This window comes from Streptomyces sp. NPDC032721 (assembly GCF_055579625.1).
Genome location: NZ_JBVIMX010000008.1, coordinates 84,691 through 104,151, shown reverse-complemented (window position 1 = coordinate 104,151; position 19,461 = coordinate 84,691). Strand labels below are relative to the sequence as shown.

Here is a 19,461-nt window from a genome sequence, read left to right as displayed (position 1 = left end):
TCCACTCCATGTGACCGGGTGCCGGATCAGGGTGTGACACACCGTGGCAGTGAGCGGCGTGGTGGGATGCTCAGGTGGAGGTCCCCTCGGCAGGGGTCGGCAGCAGGACTCCGTCGACATACAGGTCCACGCGCTCGTTCTCGAACGCGGCCAGGCCCGCGACTCGCTGGGCCTGGATGGTCGGGAAGTCGTAGGTCCAGGCGATGTTCTCGTACCGGGCAGATCCGTTCACGAAGGACCAGTAGCCGCTTGTCCATCGTGTCCGAGTGCTGCAGCCGGGTCCAGTCGATGTGCGTACGGCCGAGGTAGTAGCGCGTCGGCATCCCGGTCTCGAACAGCTTCACGCAGTGCGGGGCCTCGGCCAGTACGACGCCGTCCAGTTCCACCCGGACGCTGCTGGAGGACGGCAGGGCGTCGACCCGGGAGTACGGGCTCCTGGGGTGTACGAACACCGGCTCGTCCTCCTCGAACCAGGAGTCCAGCGCCTCCCACGCGAAGCGCACCGTGCCGTGCAGGAGCTTCGGGGCGCCCTCGCCCCAGACCCATGCCGCGCCCGCGCGGACCTCGGAACCGACCGTCAGCGTGTGCCGGTGCGCGGGGCCGGCGCCGAACTGCGCCGTGTGCTTGTCGTCGTGGAGCACACCAATTCGGTGTCACACATCGCGGGGCGGCTCGGTCAGTCAGCTGTAGAGAGTTCCCTTGTGGAGAGGTTCCGTCATGGACGCGCGCATCAACTACTTCGGCAACGCCCTGGCCGGCAAGGTCATGAGGCACCTGAACTCGGTCGGCCAAGTGGTGCAGTCGGCTCTTCCGGGCGCCACGCAGGAACTGGTGAAGATTCGCGCCAGTCAGATCAACGGCTGCGGCTTCTGCACCGACATGCACACCAAGGACGCTCTCGCCGCAGGCGAGGAGCAGCAGCGTCTGAACCTGATCGCCGTATGGCGGGAGGCCACGGTGTTCAGTGAGGCCGAGCGGGCGGCGCTCGAACTGACGGAACAGGGCACCCGCCTCGCTGACGGTGCGAGCGGCGTCACTGACGAGGTATGGGCGAACGCCGCGAAGCACTACGACGAGGACCAGCTCGCCGCATTGATTTCGCTGGTGGCGGTCATCAACGCGTACAACCGCATCAACGTCATCAACCGGCAGCCCGCCGGAGGTTACAAGCCCGGCATGTTCGGCTGAGACACCGGCTCCGGCCACTGGTCGTCGACCGGTGCCTTGTGGTCAGGCAGGCCCCGCCCAGGGTTTCCCCGCATATCGCCGAACGGGGTTCGCATCTCCATGAAGTGAGCCCGGCAGCGCGCTGCCGGGCTCACCGCCGCATTCACCCACCCACGCCGGGGCCAACGGCCCCTGGATGGAGGAGTTCCAGATGAGAATTGTTGTCGCAGGCGCCACCGGCCTTATCGGCTCCAGAACCGTTGCCAGGCTCCGGGACCATGGAGCGGAGGTCGTACCCGTCTCCCGTGCGAATGGCGTCGATCTCGTCACCGGGCAGGGCCTGGAGCAGGCGTTGCACGGTGCGCGGGTTGTCGTGGACGTCACCGATGCGCCGTCGAGGGACCAGGCGGTGAGTACCGAGTTCTTCACCGTGGCGACCGGCAACCTCCTCCGGGCGGCAGGCGCAGCGGGTGTCGAGCACTACACGGCGCTGTCGGTGGTGGGCGTCGACCGTGTCGAATCGGGCTACTACCGCGCCAAGGCGGCACAGGAGGAGCTGGCGAGGCACTCCGGCATTCCCTGCTCCCTGGTTCGTGCCACACCGTTCTTCGAGTCGGTGGAGGCTGCCGCCACCGCGGGTGCCCGAGCGGACGGGGTACACGTTCCGCCGCTGCTGGTGCGGCCCGTGTCCACGGACGACGTCGCGGCGACGATCGCCCATGTCGCCGTAGGACTGCCCCTGTTCGGGGTGCTCGAAGCCGCCGGGCCCGAAGAGCTGCGGCTCGACGACCTCACCGCTGAACTGGTGACCGCGCTCGGCAGGACCGGCCGGGTCGTCGCCGACGCGCAGTTCCCGTTCTTCGGAGCGCTGGTCACGGAGCGCACTCTGCTTCCGGGCCCGGACGCCCACCTGGGGCACCACACGTTCTCCCAGTGGCTCAAGTCGCACTGACACCTCAGCGGCCGGGTGCCGGCCCGTGAACGCCGCGCCACCGGGTCCGTCGGCTGCGCCTACCACCGGTACGGCACCTCCCATGTCCGCGACCGCACTCCCACCCCATGCCGTGCCAGGAAGGCAGCCATGAGTGATCCGTCCCGGCCCACTGCGTCCTCTGCGCCCAGCGAGCTCGACCAGCTTCCCGACCTCGACCGCGAGGAGACCGCCGAATGAACGACCTGTACCCCGACGCCGAGGGGTGAGTTACCGCCGATGCGGCCGGCCCCGGTTCCGAGAGGAGCCGGGGCCGGCTGTGATTCACCCGTCTCACTGGTGTTGTACGAAGAAATCCGCAGCGGAGTCAGCGCACCTGACGGGCCGCGTCCTTGATGACGGCGGCCACCTTGCCAGGCTGCGAGACGCTCACCGCGTGTGACGCCCGGACCTCACTGATGTGCGCTCCGGCCCGCTCGGCCATGAACTTCTGCGCCTTCGGCGGGATGTTGAGGTCCTCCGTGGCGATCAGGACCCACGAAGGGATGGTCCTCCACGCGGGCTCTGCCGCACCCTCGGCTAGAGCCGCCTCGGTGACGGGCCGCTGCGTGACGGCCATCAGGTCAGTCTCGTCGCGGGGCACGTCCGCGGCGAACTGGCCCCGGAACTTACCGTTCTGGATGTAGAGGTCGGTTCCCCGGCTGCCGTCGGGAGGGGTGATCGGCACGGGGCGCAGCGCCTCGCCGAGGGTGCTGCCGGGGAATTTGCCCGACAGGTCGACCGCACTCTCGCCCTTCTCGGGAAGGAATGCGGCGAGGAAGACCAGAGCCTTGACGTTGGTGTTGCCGGTGGCGGCGTTGCTGATGACCGAGCCTCCGTAGGAGTGGCCCGCCAGGACGATCGGGCCCTTGATGCTGGTCAGAACGTCCTTGAGGTAGTCGGCATCACCGCTGAGGGAGCGCAGCGGGTTGGCGACCGCGACGACCGGATAGCCGTCGTGCCGAAGCTTCTTGACGACACCGTTCCAACTGGTGGAGTCGGCGAACGCACCATGGACCAGGACCACGGTCGGCCTGGGCTGCTGAGGGCGCGACGCAGGGGCGGCCTTGATCGCTGAGGCCGGGGCGGCCGTGGTGGCCAGCAGCCCCGCGAAGATGCTCACAGTGGCAAGTGCGGTGAGCGAGGTGCGCGTGCGGCCTTTGAGGGAGATCCGGTTCATCATGTCGCGATGCCTTTCGGGCGGGAGGTTCGGGGTCGGCCGCCCCTGCGGTCCTCGGGGGGCGGCCTGCACCCGAATGACAGGGGAAGGGCCCACGGTGTGACACAGCATTTCTGTCACAAGCAGGGGCAGCGGTCTGTCTTGCTGGGTATGTCCACTGCCGCAGCGACAGCTCCCACCCTCCCTACGCATGTTGACTCCTACGCCGTCACCGCGGAGTTCTACGACATCCTCCAGGCCCGCGAGGACGAGGTGCGCGTCCGTGACCTCTACGGTTCCGAGGTCGCGAAGGCACGTCTGGGGGTGCTGGACGTCGGTGCGGGCACGGGGCGCGTCACCCTGATGAGCCTGGCGGAGTCCCGGGCCGACATCCATGCCGTCGAGCCCGCCCGGGCCATGCGCACACCTTTGATGACCCGTCTCTCCGGCCTTCCGGCGGGGCTCCGGAACCGAGTGACCGTGTATCCGCACACGCTCGATGAGGCCACCCTGTACCGGGTGGCGGACGTGGCCGTGTGCCACAACACTGTCGCTTGTCTGCCTCCAGCTGCGCGCCACACCCTCTGGCCGGCGATCAGCGCGGCTCTGGTCCCGGGTGGATCACTACTGCTCGGTCTGCCGCCCGACCGCCTCCCCTCCCGGGAGGTCGTACGCGTCTTCCCTGAACGACGGATCGGCGGGCACCAGTACGGCGGGCGCATGGTGATGTCGGCGGCCGATGACCGTATCCAGGCGCGTGCGTGTTACTGGGTCCGCAAGGGGGAGCACGTACTGCGGGAGCACGCCGAGACGTTCTGGATGTGGCCCGCCACACGTGCCGAGATACTCGTTGACCTGGAGCGTCACGGGTTCGCTGTGCAGCCGTGGCACGGCGATGCGGCCGTACTGGCGGTGACTCGCAGGCGTTCGTGAACCAGCGCGGTGTGTCACGGCTCCCGGGGTTGTCCGGTCAATGCGAGTGGGGGGCCGGCCGCCTCCGCCCGGGTACCGATCGTGAAGAAGGATGCCTGATGCCCCAGATCCCCGACGAACACCATGACGCCGCCGCCACCAGTGTGTACCTGGCAGCGGAGTCCGCCGTGCTGGAGGCACGTATCCGTATGCTCCAGTCGACCCTGGACACGGTCGACGCGCGCATCCGGCAAACCTCCGCGAGGCTCCACCAGCTGTGTCACACGCCTCCCTCTCCCGCCACCGGGCAGCTTGTGCCCACGGACGCGCCGGACTGAGCACCACGTTCCTCCGGGCCGTTGCGTTTTCACCGGGACGGTGGCAACAATTGACTCACGGAGCTTCCGTCGAGGAACACACGTGTGGCCTTCTGGTTGCACTCGCGAGGAAGACCATGCTCCCGCATAGACTGTCCTGAAGTACCCATTTCGGCGTCCGGGCCGAGCGGCACCGCAGGTGAGCCGGCCCGGCGTGGCACGAAGGGGCGAGCATGAAAGGAAGTCATGGTCCCGGCAACTCGCGCGGCGCACAACATTGAGACCACTGCTGAGAGCCTCCAGGGGGATCTGGCCCGCCTGGAGCTCCAGAAGCACGCACTGGAGCGGGAGTTGGCCGCTGTTGTCGCCCATCTCGACTCCGTGCAGCGGGCCTTGGGCGCGATGGAGGTCCTGATGGCAGGGGCCGCGGACGCCCCGCCTCCCATGGTCGAGAAGGCTGCGGAAACCGCCACCGCCCCGGCTGCCCCGGAGGAATCGATCCGGGCGCGACGGCGACCGGGCACGCCGAAGCAGGCGAAGAAGCCCGGGAAGGCGAGGAAGCCCGGCAAGCCGGCTTCCTCCGTGGGAATCGGTGAGGAGGACCGGTCCTACGGCAAGTTGACCGAGCAAATCCTGGAGTACTTCGCGCAGGCCGGCGACGTGGACGCCCGGGCCCGTGACGTCGCGGCGGCGCTGGGCCGTGACGCCGACAGTGGCAGCATCAACGCGGTACGCAGCACGCTCGACCGTCTCGTCGGAGCTTCCCGGATCAGCCGGGCCGGCCGCGGACTCTACCGCGCCAAGTAGTCCCAGAAGCGCTCCAGCAGCGGCAGCACGTGCCCAGGACGCCGACTCGCGGGGGATCGAGCGGCGCCCTGGACGGCATCTGCCCGGCCCTGGCCGGGGATGCCGAAGTGTTCCTCTCGGCTGCACGGGGTACATCGCGGGGCCGGGAACACCGTGCTCACAGTATCAAGGAATGACACTGTCTCCGCGTGTGTGTCACACATTCCTTCGGGACACGGTCAATGGAGCACTGCTCGTTCCCCGTCCCCCCTAGGAGTCAGGGTGCTCTCCACCCAGTCGTCGCACATCGTCCGCAGCACGCTCCCGGCCGTGGGCGCCTCTCTCGGCACCATCACCGAGCTGTTCTACCACCGCATGTTCCAGGAACAGCCGGAACTGTTGCGGGGCTTGTTCAACCGCGCGAACCAGGCCAACGGCTCGCAACGCGAGGCCCTCGCGGGTGCTGTCGCGGCCTTCGCGACCGCCCTGGTGGACCGCCCGGGAGAGCGCCCCGACGCGATCCTCGGCCGTATTGCCAACAAGCACGCGTCCCTCGGCATCACCGCCGACCAGTACACCCTCGTGGCCCGCCATCTCCTCGGGGCCGTCGCCGAGGTTCTGGGCGACACTGTCACACCATCGGTGGCGGCGGCCTGGGACGAGGTGTACTGGCTCATGGCCAACGCCCTGATCGCCAGGGAAGCGCGCCTGTACGCCGAGGCCCACGTCGACGACGGCGCCGTCTGGCAGAGGATGGAGATCGCCGAGCGCCACGAGGAGACCCCGGACGCCGCCTCCTTCGTCCTGCGCCGCCCCGACGGGCTGCCCACCGGGCCGTTCGTCCCGGGCCAGTACGTCAGCGTTCGGGTCGAACTCCCCGACGGCGTGCGCCAGATACGTCAGTACAGCCTTTCCTCCGCTCCCGGCCGGAAGACGTGGCGCATCACCGTCAAGCGGGAACGCTCCGCGGATTCCCTCGTGCCCGAGGGGGAGGTTTCCTCCTGGCTGCACGCCCACGCCCGCCCCGGTGACACTCTCGACGTCTCCCTGCCCTTCGGCGACCTCCTGCTCCCGGGCGGCGACAGCCACCTGTTGCTGGCATCGGCCGGTATCGGCATCACTCCCATGCTCGCCATGCTGGAGCACCTGGTCGCCGAGACGCCGGAGCGCCCCGTCACCGTGGTGCACGCCGACCGCTCCCCCGCCCACCACGCCCACCGGCTCGAACTGGCCGAGCTCCTCAGCCGGCTCCCGCACTCCTCGCTGCACCTCTGGTACGAGGACACCGCCGGCCACCCGGAGGCCTCCGCGCCCCACGTCAACGAGGGCTGGGCCGACCTCAGCCGGCTGGCCCTGCCGACAGGGACGACCGCATTCCTGTGCGGGCCGCTGGCCTTCATGCAGATCGTCCGCACGGACCTGCTCACCCACGGACTCAGCCCCGCGGCCATCCACTACGAAGTCTTCGGCCCCGACCTGTGGCTCAGCAAGTGACGCACCCTCATGAGAAACCGCGCCCGTCACCTTCGCCCAGTGCCGCACGCAACCTGGTGCGCGAGGTAACGCCGAGCTTGGTGAACACCTTGCGCAGGTGCCATTCGACCGTACGAGGGCTGAGGAACAGCTCGGCACCGATCTCGGGGTTCGTCATGCCGTCGGCGGCCAGCCGGGCGATGTGCGCCTCCTTCGTCGTGAGGGCCTCCCGGCCGTCAGCCACCTGGGGGCGCACGGATTCGCCGGTGGCCAGGAGTTCCCGCCGGGCACGCTCGGCGAAGGCGGTGGCACCGAAACCGTGCAGCATCTCGTAGGCGGTGCGCAGGTGTTCTCGCGCCTCAGCATGCCGCTCCTGTCGGCGAAGCCATTCGCCGTACACCAAGTGGGTGCGGGCGAGGTAGACGTTGACCTTGCTGCGTTCGAGGTGCTGGATGGCCTCGCGGTACAGCGCGTCGGCGGACGGGCCGTCGCTGAGCAGTGCTCGCGAACGGGCCAGGATGCCCAGGGCCCAAGGTGTGTCCCAGGCCACGGCCCGTTCCTCGATCCGCCTCAGGGCCGAGCCCGCTGCGACGGCTGCGTCCGGGCCGTCGCAGCGGGCGCTCGCCTCGACCAGCTCGGCCAGGGAGAAACCGGAGACCGCCAGGTCTTCGTACTCTCCGGCGCTTTCCACGCTCTCCCGGGCTTCCTGGAACCGGCCCTGGCCGTTGAAAAGAACCGCGAGCAGATATGCGGCGAGGCCGATCGCCCGGCCCTCGCCCCAGGAGGACGCGAGGCGGCCCCCTGCCCTGATCGATTCGGCTGCCCCGGGGTCCTCACCACGCCAGGCCGTGAGCAGCAGGGGGGCATATCCGAGGGCCGAGTTGCCGGTCGTCCGCGTGAGGTCGGTGGCTTCGTCGATCAGTACGGAGGCAGCGTCGAACTCTCCGGTGTGCACGTGCACCGCGGCACGGTAGGACAGGGCCAGCGGAAGGACGTTCAGAGCTCCCGCTTCGCGAGCCGCACGGACCGCGTGCACGGTCAGTTCCCGCCACGACTCGTTGTCCCAGGTCTCGGCAGCGACCAGCCAGGTCAACCAGAGCCAGCGCATGACGTGATGGTGTTCGGCGGCACGCCTGAACTCCTGCAGCGCCTGCTTCAGAAGGGGCGCGGCCGCAGCGCACCCGGCGGTCCATCGCACGGCCAGACCGTCCAGCAGTATGTCCGCCGGTTGTGGAGGGTGCGGCCCACGTGGCGCCGCGCGAGCCGCCTCGGCCACCTCCCGCACTCCCACGGCTCCGTGGAGGCGGCCCGCGAAGACCGCGGCGCCAACTGCTTCGAGGTAGGCCTCCCGCGCCTGTTCGCCGTCGACTCCCTCCAGCTGCCGGGCCGCGTCGAGCAGCAGCGGCAGCGCCTCGCCGCCGCGTCTTCGCGCGAAGACGATCTGCGCGCGGAGCAGGGCCAGTCGTGCCCGCCGCAGTTCGTCCAGCGGGCCGTCCTCCGCCGCGGTGAGAACCTCAAGTGCCGCCTCGTTGGCACCGGCTTCGAACGTGACCTGCGCGGCGGCCAGCAACCTCGCTCCCCGGTCGGCCGGGTCGGGTGTGAGTTCAGCCGCGCGTCTCAAGAACGCGGCCGCTGCGGCGACTCCGCCGCGCGCCCGCGCCCGGTCGGACGAACGGCTCAGCTCCCCGGCCACGGCCTCGTCGGGTTCGAGAGTCGCGTACGCGCGATGCCAGGCTCGGCGGTCCAGGTCGAAACCGGGTGACGTGGCTTCCGCCAACGCCCGGTGCACTTTGCGTCGTTCGCCGGGATGGGCCGCCCGGTAGGTCGCCGAGCGCACCAGCGGATGCCGGAACCGCACCCGCGCCCCGAACTGGATCAGTCCCGCGGCCTCGGCCGCTTCCTCGGCCCGCGGTCCGATGCCCAGCAGTCCGGCGGCGCGCCTCAACAACGTGATGTCGCCGACCGGTTCGGCTGCGGCCACCAGGAGCAGCTGCTGCGCGCCGTCCGGCAGCTCTGCGACGCGTCGCAGGAAGCTCTGCTCGATCCGGCCGGTCAACGGCCACGTGTCAGGACGCCCGAACCCGCCTGCCACGTCCAGCGCGGTCAAGCCCCGCGTCAGTTCCTGCAACGCCAGGGGATTGCCACGGGTCTCGGCGATGATCCGGTCTCTGACCCGCTCGTCCAGCCGTCCGGGGACCGCCGCGTCGAGCAGCGCCCGTGCATCGTTGTCGCGCAGGCCCGTCACCACGAACTCCGGCAACCCCTCCAGGGGGTCCTCGCTCGAAGCGACGGACGTCGAGGTGCGTACGGCGAACACTGTCGCGATGCGCTCGGCGAGCAGCCGCCGGGCCACGAAGGCCAGCGTCTGCGCCGACACACGGTCGATCCACTGAGCATCGTCCACGACGCAGACGACCGGCTGTTCCTCGGCTGCCTCCGCCAACAGGCTGAGCGCCGCCAGCCCGACCATGAAACGGTCCGGCGCTGCCCCCTCGCGCAGACCGAAGGCAACAGCCAGGGCGTGCTGTTGGGGTTGCGGAAGCCGGTCGAGGTGCTTCAACAGGGGCATGCACAGCTGGTACAGCCCGGCGAAGGCCAACTCCCTCTCTGACTCGATGCCGGCCGCCCGCAGGACCTGACACCCCGTCGCGCTCCCGGCCAGGTACCCCATCAAGGCGGACTTGCCGACTCCGGCCTCGCCGCGCAGTACGAGCACCTGGCTGTGCCCCGCCCTGGCTCCGACAACGACCCGGTCCAGCGCCTCGCACTCGCCCCGTCGCCCGCGCAGGCCGTACCGAGGTGCGCCGCTGGACATTCATCACCACCGCGCAGATCAAGGGTGTCGGAATTTGATCATTTCGAGCTGTCCACATGATGCACCACCGCTTGTGGCCTGGACAATCCGCCGAATCAGCGGCGGTCCGAGGCCGACGGGCTCCGGATCCCGTGGGCACCCCCGGGGTCCCTGGCCCCGGGGCCAGGGTGTGGACCAGGCACTCCCCGGGGCGCCGTGGCGGGGCTCGGCGGGCGACGGTGGACACAGCTCACCAACGGTTGCCGCGAACGCACGGTGCCGACCGTGCGGCCTACGGGAACCAAGAACTTTTCACACTGTTCGAGTGGCATGAGGCACAGCGCGTCACACACGGTTTCCGGCCTTCCTTCGGGGCCGAACCGTGTGCCCAGAGGAACTGCTCGTCCGACGTCCCCGGACAACGGCGCCGCTCAGAGCTCTCCCACTCGTCAGAACGGAGACAGCAGGCTCATGCATCCCGACACATCCCACCCCAATGACACGCTGGATGAGGCCATTTCTGTCTTCGTGGAGCTCCGCCCACGTCTCTTCGGCATCGCGTACCGCGTCCTGGGCAGCACGGTCGAAGCCGAGGACGTGGTCCAGGAGGTGTGGCTGCGCTGGCAGAAGACCGACCGCTCAGCGGTGCTGAGCCCGGTGGCATTCCTGTCGAGCGCCACCACCAGGCTGGCCATCAACGTCGCTCAGTCCGCCCGGGTACGCCGCGAGACCTACATCGGCCCCTGGCTGCCCGAACCCGTCGACACCAGCAACGACCCGGAGGCCGGCGCCCAGCAGGCGGAGACCCTCGGGCTGGCGCTGCTCCTCGTACTGGAGAAGCTGCCCCCCACCGAGCGGGCCGCGTACATCCTGCGCGAGGCCTTCGACTACGCGTATTCCGACATCGCCGACATGCTCGGGCTCAGCGTGGTCAACGTACGGAAGATCGTCAGCAGAGCCCGCAAGCACCTTCTGGACGATCAGCGGAAGACCGTGGACGTGGCGGAGCACCGAAAGCTGCTGGAGGCATTCGTCGTCGCGGCGCGGACGGGAAACCTCCACTCCCTGGAGGCGTTCCTTGCCCCGGGACAACCCGTGCCCGGGGAAGCACACGAGCAGACCGGACCTGGTGCCCCTCGGACCGGGCCGGTGCTGCAGAGGGGCGATAAGGTGAACGCAGATCTGAGATGCAGCGCCGGTATCCCTGTCAGAAGGTGATCACCGGCCCGAGGACGCGCAGTCGGCGGGGACGGTATCCATGTCAAGTGAGTTTCCCCGGATACGACTTCACGGTCGGCAGACCGAGTGCAGGGTGCTGGACCGGCTCATCGCGAACGTGCAGGCAGGCCAGAGTTCCGTCCTGGTGGTGCGTGGTGAGGTGGGTATCGGCAAAACCGCGTTGCTCGATTACGCACGGGACAGCGCGGACGGATGCCGAGTGGCCAGGGCGGTGGGTGTCGAGTCCGAGATGGAACTCGCCTTCGGCGGCCTTCATCAGCTGTGTGCACCGTTCCTGGACCGTGTCGGCCGACTGCCCGCACCTCAACGCGACGCGCTCGGCACGGCGTTCGGCATGAGTGCGGGCACTCCGCCGGACCGCTTCCTCGTGGGACTCGCCGTGCTCAGCCTGCTCGCCGACGTAGCGTCGAAAGAGCCGCTGATCTGTGTGGTCGACGACGCCCAGTGGCTGGACGAAGTCACCGTGCAAACGCTCGCGTTCGTCGCCCGGCGTCTGCTCGCCGAGCAGATCGGGCTGGTACTCGCCGTGCGCGAGCCCTCACTCGCCTCGGAGTTGGCAGGGCTGCCGCAACTCACGGTGGAACCGTTGGGCGACAGCGACGCGCGTGCCCTGCTGGACTCGATGATTCCCGGACGGCTCGACGAGCGTGTCCAGAACCGCATCATCGCCGAAACACAGGGAAATCCGCTCGCCCTGCTGGAACTTCCCCAGGGGCTGTCCCCGGCGGAGCTGGCGGGTGGGTTCGGGCGGCCCGACGCGCGACCGCTGGCCAGCCAGATCGAGCAGAGCTTCCTCCGACGTATCCAGGCGCTGCCGCCCACAACACAGCAGTTGCTGCTCATCGCGGCGGCCGAGCCGGTGGGTGACGTCGGTCTGCTGGCCAGGGCGGCGGAGCTGCTGGGGGTCGAGGAGTCCGCCGTCTCACCCGCCGTGACAAGCGGGCTGATCGCCATCGGCACCCGGGTACGGTTCCGGCACCCCGTCGTGCGCTCGGCCGCATACCGGGTGGCGACCGCCGAAGCCCGCCAGCACGTGCACCGTGCTCTGGCCGACGCAACGGATCCCGCCGCGGATCCCGACCGCCGGGCCTGGCACTTGGCGAACGCCACAGGTGGTTCGGACGAGGCCGTGGCCGCGGAGCTGGAACGCTCGGCAGGCAGGGCCCAGGCGCGCGGCGGGATCGCCGCCGCGGCAGCATTCCTGGAGCGGGCAGCCGAGTTGACTCCCGACCCGCTGCTGCGCGGGGAGAGAACCCTGGCGGCCGCCCGGGCCAAGTACCAGGCGGGCGGATACGACACGGCGCGCGAACTCCTGGACGCCGCTGCCATCAGCCCCCTGGACGCACGCCAGCTCGCCCAGTCCGACCTGTTGCGCGGTCGGATCGCGTTCGCTTCCACGACCGCGGGCAACGCTCTGCCGCTCCTCCTCAAGGCGGCCGAGCGCCTTGAGCCGCTGGACCCGGCTCTGGCTCAGGAGACGTACCGCGACGCACTCAATGCCGCGCTCATCACCGACCGGCTGCCGAACGGTCTGCGGCTTCAGGACATCGCCAGGGCCGCACTCGCCTCGCCCGCGGGCCCCTCGTCGAAGGGCCAGACCCTCCTTCTGCGGGGCCTGGCCACCATGATCGTCGACGGATACGCGGCGGGCGCGCCCATGGTCCTGGAGGCGTTGAACACCTTGCGCACGGCGAAAATGTCCGTGGAGGAGAGCCTCGGCTGGTTCCCCCTCGCCGCCCGCATGGCTTTCAACGTCTGGGACTTCCCCAGCAACACAGAGCTCTCCACGAGGCTCGTCGACCTCGCTCGCGAAACAGGGGCGCTGTCGGTCCTGCCGTCCGCCCTGCTGCAACTGGTCTCCAACCGCGTACTGGCCGGCGAGCTCGACCACGCGGACACCTTGATCAAAGAGGCGCAGACCATCGGCGAAGCGACCAGCAGTCGCTACCTCGCCCACTATGTCTCCCTGGTGACCGAGCCATGGAGGGGTCAGGAAGCCTCGACCCTTCAGGCAATCGACGCGATGACCAGGGACGCGGACATGCACCAGGGCCGTCGGGGCCAGGTCCTCGGCTCCAGCCAGTGGGCGAAGGCTGTCCTGTACAACGGACTCGGTCGCTACGAGGAGGCGTACGCCGCAGCGGAGCAGGCTGCCGAGAACCTCCAGGAACTTGGTCTTGCCATCAGGGCGATGGTCGAACTGGTCGAGTCGGCCAGCCGTAGCGGCAGACCGGCCCAGGCCGCCGAAGCCGCCCACAGGATCGACGGGTTCGCGCAGGCCAGCGGCACGGACTGGGCCTTGGGCACCACGGCGATGGTGCGGGCCCAGACCAGCGAGGGGCCTGCCGCCGAAGCCCTCTATCAGGAGGCGGTCGAGCGCCTGGGCCGTACCCGGGTCCACCTCACCTACGCCCGCTCCCATTTGCTGTACGGGGAATGGCTGCGCCGGGAGAACCGTCGCATCGACGCACGTGAGCATCTCAGCGTTGCCTACAAGGCCCTCAGCCGAGTCGGGGCAGAGGGTTTCGCGGAGCGTGCCTGGCACGAGCTGCGCGCCACCGGTGCGACGACGGCCAAGCGCGCTCCCGACATGCGCACGGCGCTGACTGCTCAGGAGGCACAGATCGCGCGCCTCGCCGGTGACGGCATGACGAACCCCGAGATCGGGGCTCAGCTCTTCATCAGCCCCCACACCGTGGAATGGCATCTCCGCAAAGTGTTCGTGAAGCTGGGCATCGCATCCCGCAAACAGATCACAGGTGCGCTGCTCGAAGGCACGGCCGTCACAGCTTGACGGTGGGAGGTCCGACAGCACTGATTGTCACAACACTCGCGTCTCTCCGGTCAGTCCTGATGTAGCACACGTTCCCGCCCGGCACATGAGCTCCACCGCCGAGCGGCCTGTGACTGCAAGACGGCCTATAGAGACGGAAATGCTGTGTCTCCTCCCAGACTTCTGCGCACCGGCGTACTTCGCCCGCTCGCAGCCATCATGACGCTCTTCGCTTGCGTCTTCACCATCAGCGTGCCGCAGGCCGGCGCGGACACCCCGGACGGGACGACCAAAGTCCTGCGGCTGACGCTCGACACCGAGTACAACACCGATAACACTCAGCGGTATCAGGACGTCATCACGCAGCTCCGACAGGCTGCTGGACAGCTCTGGAAAACCGGCGATGTGTACCGGACCCAGACAGGACCTGCGGGACTCATCGCTCTTCGCATTCTGCAGGAAGACGGTAGGGAGCAGGTCACGCTCTACCTCAATCCGAACAACCTGTACATCGGAGGGTTCCGCACAAGGGACGGCAGGCTGTACGCGTTCAACGACTCGTCGCCCAATGTACGCAACGAGATGGCACGAGGTGGCCCGCTCAACACCCTGGACTTCGGCGGCAGTTACACCGAGCTCCGGCGTGTGATCAATCAGAGTGAGGGTTACGGGGAACCGCGGTACGCCAATCTGGGCGTCATGAGTGCGGCCGCGGAGAGTCTGGGTGGTGTACCCGACCGTTATTCCCGGAAAACAATTGCCATCCCCATGATGCTCTTCACCGGAGCGTTCTCCGAAGCTGCCCGATTCACTGTCTACCGCGACGCCTACAGCCATGTGATGAACGGGCACAACACCCTCCTGACGGAAATTTCCAACCACACGCTCCAGCAACTGCGGGCCCATTGGTCGGGACTTTCACGCTGGATGCAGGACGTCGCCAAAGGCCTCGATCCGGCCCCTTACCACATCAATCTGATCGGCACATTCCGCTACTACGGGGACGCCCACGTGTACCTGCGGACAGTCCTCGCCTCGTAACCGCGAAACCACAGGATCCGTCAGCCCTCAAAGATCGGAAGTCGCAGAAGATGTCAGCCTTCTCTCGCATGCTCTCAAGATCTCGCCGCGGAATGGTGCTCCTTCTGGGCATCCTGATGCTGATCCTCGGGACAGGCCCGGCTCCGGCCAGCGCAAATACGCCGAACAACACAAAGAAAACGATCAATCTCACCTTGGCCGAAAATAAACGTCGGGAAGACAACCAAGGTCGCTACAACGCGGCCATCACGGAAATCCGTATGGCAGCAGGCCTGGAAATGCGGCCGAACAGCAACATATGGCGGTCGATGGGAACGTCGGTGGCCGCCGGTCTCATCGAGGTCAACGTGTGGGACGAGGGGGGAACCCTTCTGATCTCCTTCTTCATGAACCCCCAGAATCTCTATATCGGAGGCTTCCGGGCACGCGGGCAGACATACCTCTTCGGAGATGCCTCCCCCAACATCAGAACTGAAGTCGCCCACCATTACGGTCCGGCCATCATTATGGCGCAACGGGGTTCATACGTACGACTTCTTCCCGAACTGACGGAAAACAACGGGCCGGGGGAACCCATGGTGATGAACATTGAGTCCCTCACCGGCGCTATGCGGCGCCTTAATGGCACCACCGGCGATGCCTCTGTAGTGAACAGGGAGCCCACACGGCGCAGCATCGCATCTGACATGATGCGACTGATCGGAATGTTCGCGGAAGGTGCCCGCTTTCCTCTCTTCCGCGACAATTTCGGCCGCGCCCTTGACCTCCCTCAGACCACTGTGATCACCCCGTTGCAGCAGAGGTTGCGCCTCAAGTGGGGAAAGATTTCCGACTGGGCACGCCAGTTCGACAGAAACCCCGGCGGCACTGCGCCCCTGGTTATTGAAGACGTGGCGACTTTCGTAACTTGGGCAGATATCGTGCGCTGGCTGCGTGTCGTGAACGGTAGAGCCCCGAATCAGTCTGTCTGACCACAGAGCTGATAGGTCCCTCTCGATGAGTAATTCGAGGGGGACTTCAGGTTCACGCATTCACGCAATCCGAACAGGAGAAAGCATCGTGTCCGTCAACACCGTTGCCCCCACCTTCTCAGGCCATGTCGCCATCATCACCGGGGCCGGCTCCGGCATCGGCCGGGCCACCGCGATCGCCTTCGCCGAGGCCGGCGCGCACGTACTGGGAGTGGGCCGCCGCGAGGAACCCTTGAAGGAGACAGCCGCGGCCCACGAGAACATCCATGTCATGGCCATCGACGTCTGCGAGGACGAAGCCCCCGCCAGGGTCGTCTCCCACGCGATCCAACAGTGGGGACGCGTCGACTACCTGATCAACAACGCCGGCGCCACAGCCGTCATGCCACTGTCGGAGACCGACAAGCAGACAGTCCTCGACATCTTGGCTCTCAATGTCGTCGCTCCGAGTCTGCTGGCTCATGAGGCCCTGCCTCACTTGCGCGCGACATCCGGAACAATCATCAACGTGTCCAGTACCTACGGCCACCGCCCTATGGCCGGTGGCGCCCACTATGCGGCCACGAAGGCGGCCGTTGAGCAGCTGACTCGCAGCTGGGCCCTCGAACTCGCCGCTGAGGGGGTTCGCGTCAACTCCGTTGCTCCTGGCCCCACCCGCACCGACGTGATGCTCCACGCCGGCCTCACCCCGGAGGCCGCCAACGACATGTACGCCTACGAACGGGACCGCATTCCCACGCACCACATCGCCTCCGCCGACGAGGTGGCCCACTGGATCCTGCGCATGGCAGAACCTGCCGGGCGCCATGCAACGGGTCAGGTGGTCACTGTCGACGGCGGGCTGGAACTCATCTGATCCCGCAGTAAGGACGATCTCGGTGTCGGCGCTCGTCTTCGTCGACACGCCTGCACGTCCTCACAACTGTCTGCGCGAAGTGACGCCGATCTTGCCGAAGATTTTCCGCAGGTGCCACTCCACAGTGCGGGGGCTGGACAGAAGCCGTGCACCGATCTCGGCGTTGGTCAGCCCCTCACGCACCAGCCTGACGATCTGTGTCTCTTTGGGGGTCAGGTTGTCCTCGTTGATTTCGGTGTGCCGGTGAACCGTATCGCCTGCGGCAGACAGCTCGCGGGCGGCACGCTGCGCGAAGCCGCGCATGCCCATGGACGTGAACTGTGCGTGTGCGATGCGCAGTTGCTTGCGAGCGGTGTCATGACGTCCCCTTGCACGCAGCCACTCGCCGTAGACGAGGTGGGCACGCGCTGCTTCTCCACGCAGGCGCGTACGGCCGAGAGCCTCAACCGCCTTGAGGTAGTGGCGTTCCGCTTCCTCGGCCTCCGCACGGAACAGTGCGTACGAGCGGGCTTCGATGCCGATGGCCCAGTCCGTGCTGCTCGCCTGTGTCAGTTCGGTCAGTCGGTCCAAGGCGTCGGCGGCTTGTCCAGGTGTGCCGAGTTTGGCGTGGGCTTCGATGTACTCGACCAGGGACCACACCGGAATGCCCATTTCCAGTTGGCTGTATGCCCGGCTGACCATGCCGGCGGCCTCCGCTGCTTCCTCGAACCGGCCGAGACCGTTGTAGAGCAGCGAGCGCGCCCATCTGCTGACCATCGGGCCCACGCCTTCGCCCCGGTTCTCCACCCCTTCATCAGCCCGTCTGCTGAGCTCGATGCATTCCTCGTCCCGTCCCCTCCAAGCGGCGACGAAGAGTGCGCCGTAGATGGGGGCAGCCGTGCCCACCGCCTCGGCGACCGTCTGCACCTCCTCCGCAAGCGACGCGCCCTCAGCCAGTTCACCGTTGAGTACGTGCACCACACAGCGCATGGTCAGGGCGAAGGGCAGTGCGGTGGCCTGACCGGCCTCTCGCGCAAGGGTGAGATGCCGGTCCGCCAGTACAGACATCGTGTCGTGGTCCCACAGGCCCACGGCAGTGACGCAGATGAGCCAGAGCCAGCGCAGTCCGTCCTCCGCGGGCAGATCCGGTTCTGTGAACGCTTGCAATGCCCTACGAAGATCAGGCACGGCCACCGTGTGGCCCTCGATGATCCGTACCGCCAAGCCGTCGAGCAGGAGGTCCGTCGGACGGGGCGGGTGCGGGGCCGGCAGTGCCCGTGACGCTTTGGCCGCTTCGTACTGGCCGTCGTCGTAGGCCTGTGGGCCGGCGAATATCGCCGCGTTGACGACCTCCAGATACGTGTCCCTGGCCAGCGCCACGTCGTGGGCGGCGAGTTGCCCGGCAGCCTTCAGCAGGAGACCGGGTGCCTCACTTCCCCGGTTCGAGGTGAACGCGATGCGAGCGCGCGTCAAATCCACCTCGCCGCGTCGGCGTTCGTCGACGAAGCCCGTCTCGGCAAGGGCAAGCAGTCGCAGGGCGAGATCGGGGTTGCCCGCTTCGTGGCTCGCCCGTGCGGCGGCCAACGCCCGTTCCTGCCGACGGGCGGAGTCAGGGGTCAGTTCCACTGCACGCGCCAAGAAGGCAGCCGTCGCGGCGACTCCGCCCCGGGTCTCCGCCCGCCCTGCGGAGCGTACGAGTTCCGCGGCGACGGACTCGTCGGGACCGGGAGCACCGTGTGCGGCGTGCCAGGCCCGGCGATCAGGGTCGGCGTCCGCATCCGTGACGTCCGCCAGAACGCGATGGATACCGCGGCGTTGCTCCGGGGCGGCCGCCCAGTAGATGGCCGAGCGCACCATCGGGTGGAAGAAGCGCACGCGGTCACCGATCTCCACAAGGCCGGTTGCCACAGCGTCCGCGACAGCGTCGGCGGCGAGACCCATCTTGCCGACGGCTCGCCGGAGCAACGCCGGTTCGCCGGTGGGATCCACCGCTGCTGCCAGCAGGAACCCGCGCGCTTCTTCCGGTAGTCCGTCGATCCGCCGTACAAAGGCCTTCTGAATGCGATCCTCCACCGGCTGGGTACTCGGAAGGCCGAAGCCACCGGCCAGTTCCACCGGACCGGCCACCTTCGGTAGCTCCATCAGCGCGAGCGGGTTGCCCCTCGACTCGGCAAGGAATCGCCTCAGGACCCGCTCGTCCCACGGCCCCGGCAGCACAGACCGAAGAAGCGCTTCCGCTTCCTGGTCGGCCAGTCCCTCGACGGACAACTCCGGCACGCCGACGGGTTCCACGCCGGCAGCCGAGGCCACGTCCGGTACTCGCGCGGCGAAGACCAGGGCCACCGACTCGGCGAGGAGCCTCCTCGCGGTGAATGCGAGGGCCTGCATGGACGCACGGTCCAGCCATTGCGCGTCGTCCACGATGCACAGCAAGGGCTGGTCACGGGCAACCTCGGACAGCAGACCAAGGACGCCGAGAGCCACGAGGAAACCGTCGGGTGCACGCTTCGACCCCAGCCCCAGAGCCCCGCCGACGGCATCTCGCTGCCCGGGCGGAAGCCGGTCGAGCCGGTCCTCCATGGACGCGCATAGCTGATGCAGCCCGGCGTAGGGCAACTCCATGTCCGACTGCACACTGGTGACGTGGGCGATCCGAAATCCCCGCGCCTGCTCCCTCGTGTACTCAAGCAGTCGGCTCTTCCCCACCCCCGGCTCCCCCCGAAGCACCAGCACACGGCTCTCACCACCGCGCACGGCTTCCAGCAGTCCGTCCAGCAGCGCCCGTTCACGACTCCGTCCCAGGAGCGGCAGCCGTCGGCCGAAGGGCTCAGCCGCACCCGGTATGTCCGCCTCTCCCTGCGGGTCGTCCGACCTGCGAAGAGTAGGCAATTGCTTCGACTGCTGATGCCCAGCGGACACTTACGTACCTCCGTCGTGAAGCCAAGTTCCATTCTGCGACAACCGCGCTGGGGACGTGGCGAGCAGCGCGCCCTCGTCGCGCATCTTGTAGCCGGTGCTCAGGCA

Annotated in this window: 14 protein-coding genes and 1 pseudogene; 11 read left to right on the top strand and 4 right to left on the bottom strand. The window is 67.9% G+C overall.

Annotation, left to right across the window (positions count from 1 at the left end; genetic code table 11):
- Positions 1-70 precede the first annotated feature (70 nt).
- A pseudogene (locus ACZ5PB_RS18160) lies at positions 71-644 on the bottom strand (DUF427 domain-containing protein); the annotation flags it as partial.
- A gap of 73 nt (positions 645-717) precedes the next feature.
- Here ACZ5PB_RS18160 and ACZ5PB_RS18155 point away from each other — a divergent pair.
- Together ACZ5PB_RS18155 and ACZ5PB_RS18150 are read left to right on the top strand one after the other, a co-directional pair.
- Positions 718-1,188: a carboxymuconolactone decarboxylase family protein gene (locus tag ACZ5PB_RS18155; protein ID WP_468692252.1), complete on the top strand. Its 471-nt coding sequence runs from the start codon at positions 718-720 to the stop codon at positions 1,186-1,188.
- A gap of 190 nt (positions 1,189-1,378) precedes the next feature.
- Positions 1,379-2,119, top strand: coding sequence for an SDR family oxidoreductase (locus ACZ5PB_RS18150; RefSeq protein WP_468692251.1), 741 nt, complete (start codon positions 1,379-1,381; stop codon positions 2,117-2,119).
- A gap of 346 nt (positions 2,120-2,465) precedes the next feature.
- Here ACZ5PB_RS18150 and ACZ5PB_RS18145 read toward each other — a convergent pair whose 3' ends face one another.
- Complete coding sequence (locus ACZ5PB_RS18145) at positions 2,466-3,317, bottom strand: alpha/beta fold hydrolase (RefSeq protein ID WP_468692668.1); 852 nt, start codon at positions 3,315-3,317, stop codon at positions 2,466-2,468.
- Positions 3,318-3,467: 150 nt separating this feature from the next.
- Here ACZ5PB_RS18145 and ACZ5PB_RS18140 point away from each other — a divergent pair, with 150 nt between their 5' ends.
- The 4 genes from ACZ5PB_RS18140 to ACZ5PB_RS18125 all read left to right on the top strand — a co-directional run bounded on the left by ACZ5PB_RS18140 (position 3,468) and on the right by ACZ5PB_RS18125 (position 6,805).
- Positions 3,468-4,229, top strand: a complete 762-nt coding sequence (locus ACZ5PB_RS18140; RefSeq protein WP_468692250.1) for a class I SAM-dependent methyltransferase — start codon at positions 3,468-3,470, stop codon at positions 4,227-4,229.
- A 98-nt stretch (positions 4,230-4,327) separates the two neighbouring features.
- On the top strand, positions 4,328-4,546 hold the full coding sequence (locus ACZ5PB_RS18135) for a hypothetical protein (RefSeq protein WP_468692249.1): 219 nt from the start codon (positions 4,328-4,330) through the stop codon (positions 4,544-4,546).
- Positions 4,547-4,771: 225 nt separating this feature from the next.
- Positions 4,772-5,332, top strand: a complete 561-nt coding sequence (locus ACZ5PB_RS18130; protein WP_468692248.1) for a hypothetical protein — start codon at positions 4,772-4,774, stop codon at positions 5,330-5,332.
- A gap of 261 nt (positions 5,333-5,593) precedes the next feature.
- On the top strand, positions 5,594-6,805 hold the full coding sequence (locus ACZ5PB_RS18125) for a globin domain-containing protein (RefSeq protein ID WP_468692246.1): 1,212 nt from the start codon (positions 5,594-5,596) through the stop codon (positions 6,803-6,805).
- 7 nt (positions 6,806-6,812) lie between these two features.
- Here the strand turns inward: ACZ5PB_RS18125 and ACZ5PB_RS18120 are convergent, their stop codons facing one another.
- Positions 6,813-9,599 (bottom strand): helix-turn-helix transcriptional regulator, encoded by a 2,787-nt coding sequence (locus ACZ5PB_RS18120; protein ID WP_468692244.1) that lies wholly within the window; start codon positions 9,597-9,599, stop codon positions 6,813-6,815.
- A gap of 450 nt (positions 9,600-10,049) precedes the next feature.
- Here ACZ5PB_RS18120 and ACZ5PB_RS18115 point away from each other — a divergent pair, with 450 nt between their 5' ends.
- The 5 genes from ACZ5PB_RS18115 to ACZ5PB_RS18095 all read left to right on the top strand — a co-directional run bounded on the left by ACZ5PB_RS18115 (position 10,050) and on the right by ACZ5PB_RS18095 (position 16,458).
- Complete coding sequence (locus ACZ5PB_RS18115) at positions 10,050-10,796, top strand: sigma-70 family RNA polymerase sigma factor (protein ID WP_468692243.1); 747 nt, start codon at positions 10,050-10,052, stop codon at positions 10,794-10,796.
- Positions 10,797-10,836: 40 nt separating this feature from the next.
- Entirely contained in the window at positions 10,837-13,611 is a 2,775-nt protein-coding gene (locus ACZ5PB_RS18110; RefSeq protein ID WP_468692242.1) for a helix-turn-helix transcriptional regulator, read from the top strand.
- Between the two features lie 198 nt (positions 13,612-13,809).
- Entirely contained in the window at positions 13,810-14,631 is an 822-nt protein-coding gene (locus tag ACZ5PB_RS18105) for a ribosome-inactivating family protein (protein WP_468692241.1), read from the top strand.
- Positions 14,632-14,723: 92 nt separating this feature from the next.
- Positions 14,724-15,602, top strand: coding sequence for a ribosome-inactivating family protein (locus tag ACZ5PB_RS18100; RefSeq protein WP_468692240.1), 879 nt, complete (start codon positions 14,724-14,726; stop codon positions 15,600-15,602).
- A gap of 88 nt (positions 15,603-15,690) precedes the next feature.
- Positions 15,691-16,458: an SDR family NAD(P)-dependent oxidoreductase gene (locus ACZ5PB_RS18095; RefSeq protein WP_468692238.1), complete on the top strand. Its 768-nt coding sequence runs from the start codon at positions 15,691-15,693 to the stop codon at positions 16,456-16,458.
- 60 nt (positions 16,459-16,518) lie between these two features.
- Here the strand turns inward: ACZ5PB_RS18095 and ACZ5PB_RS18090 are convergent, their stop codons facing one another.
- The gene (locus ACZ5PB_RS18090; protein ID WP_468692236.1) at positions 16,519-19,356 is read right to left on the bottom strand and encodes an ATP-binding protein; all 2,838 of its coding nucleotides are present in this window, start codon (positions 19,354-19,356) and stop codon (positions 16,519-16,521) included.
- Positions 19,357-19,461: the final 105 nt, after the last annotated feature.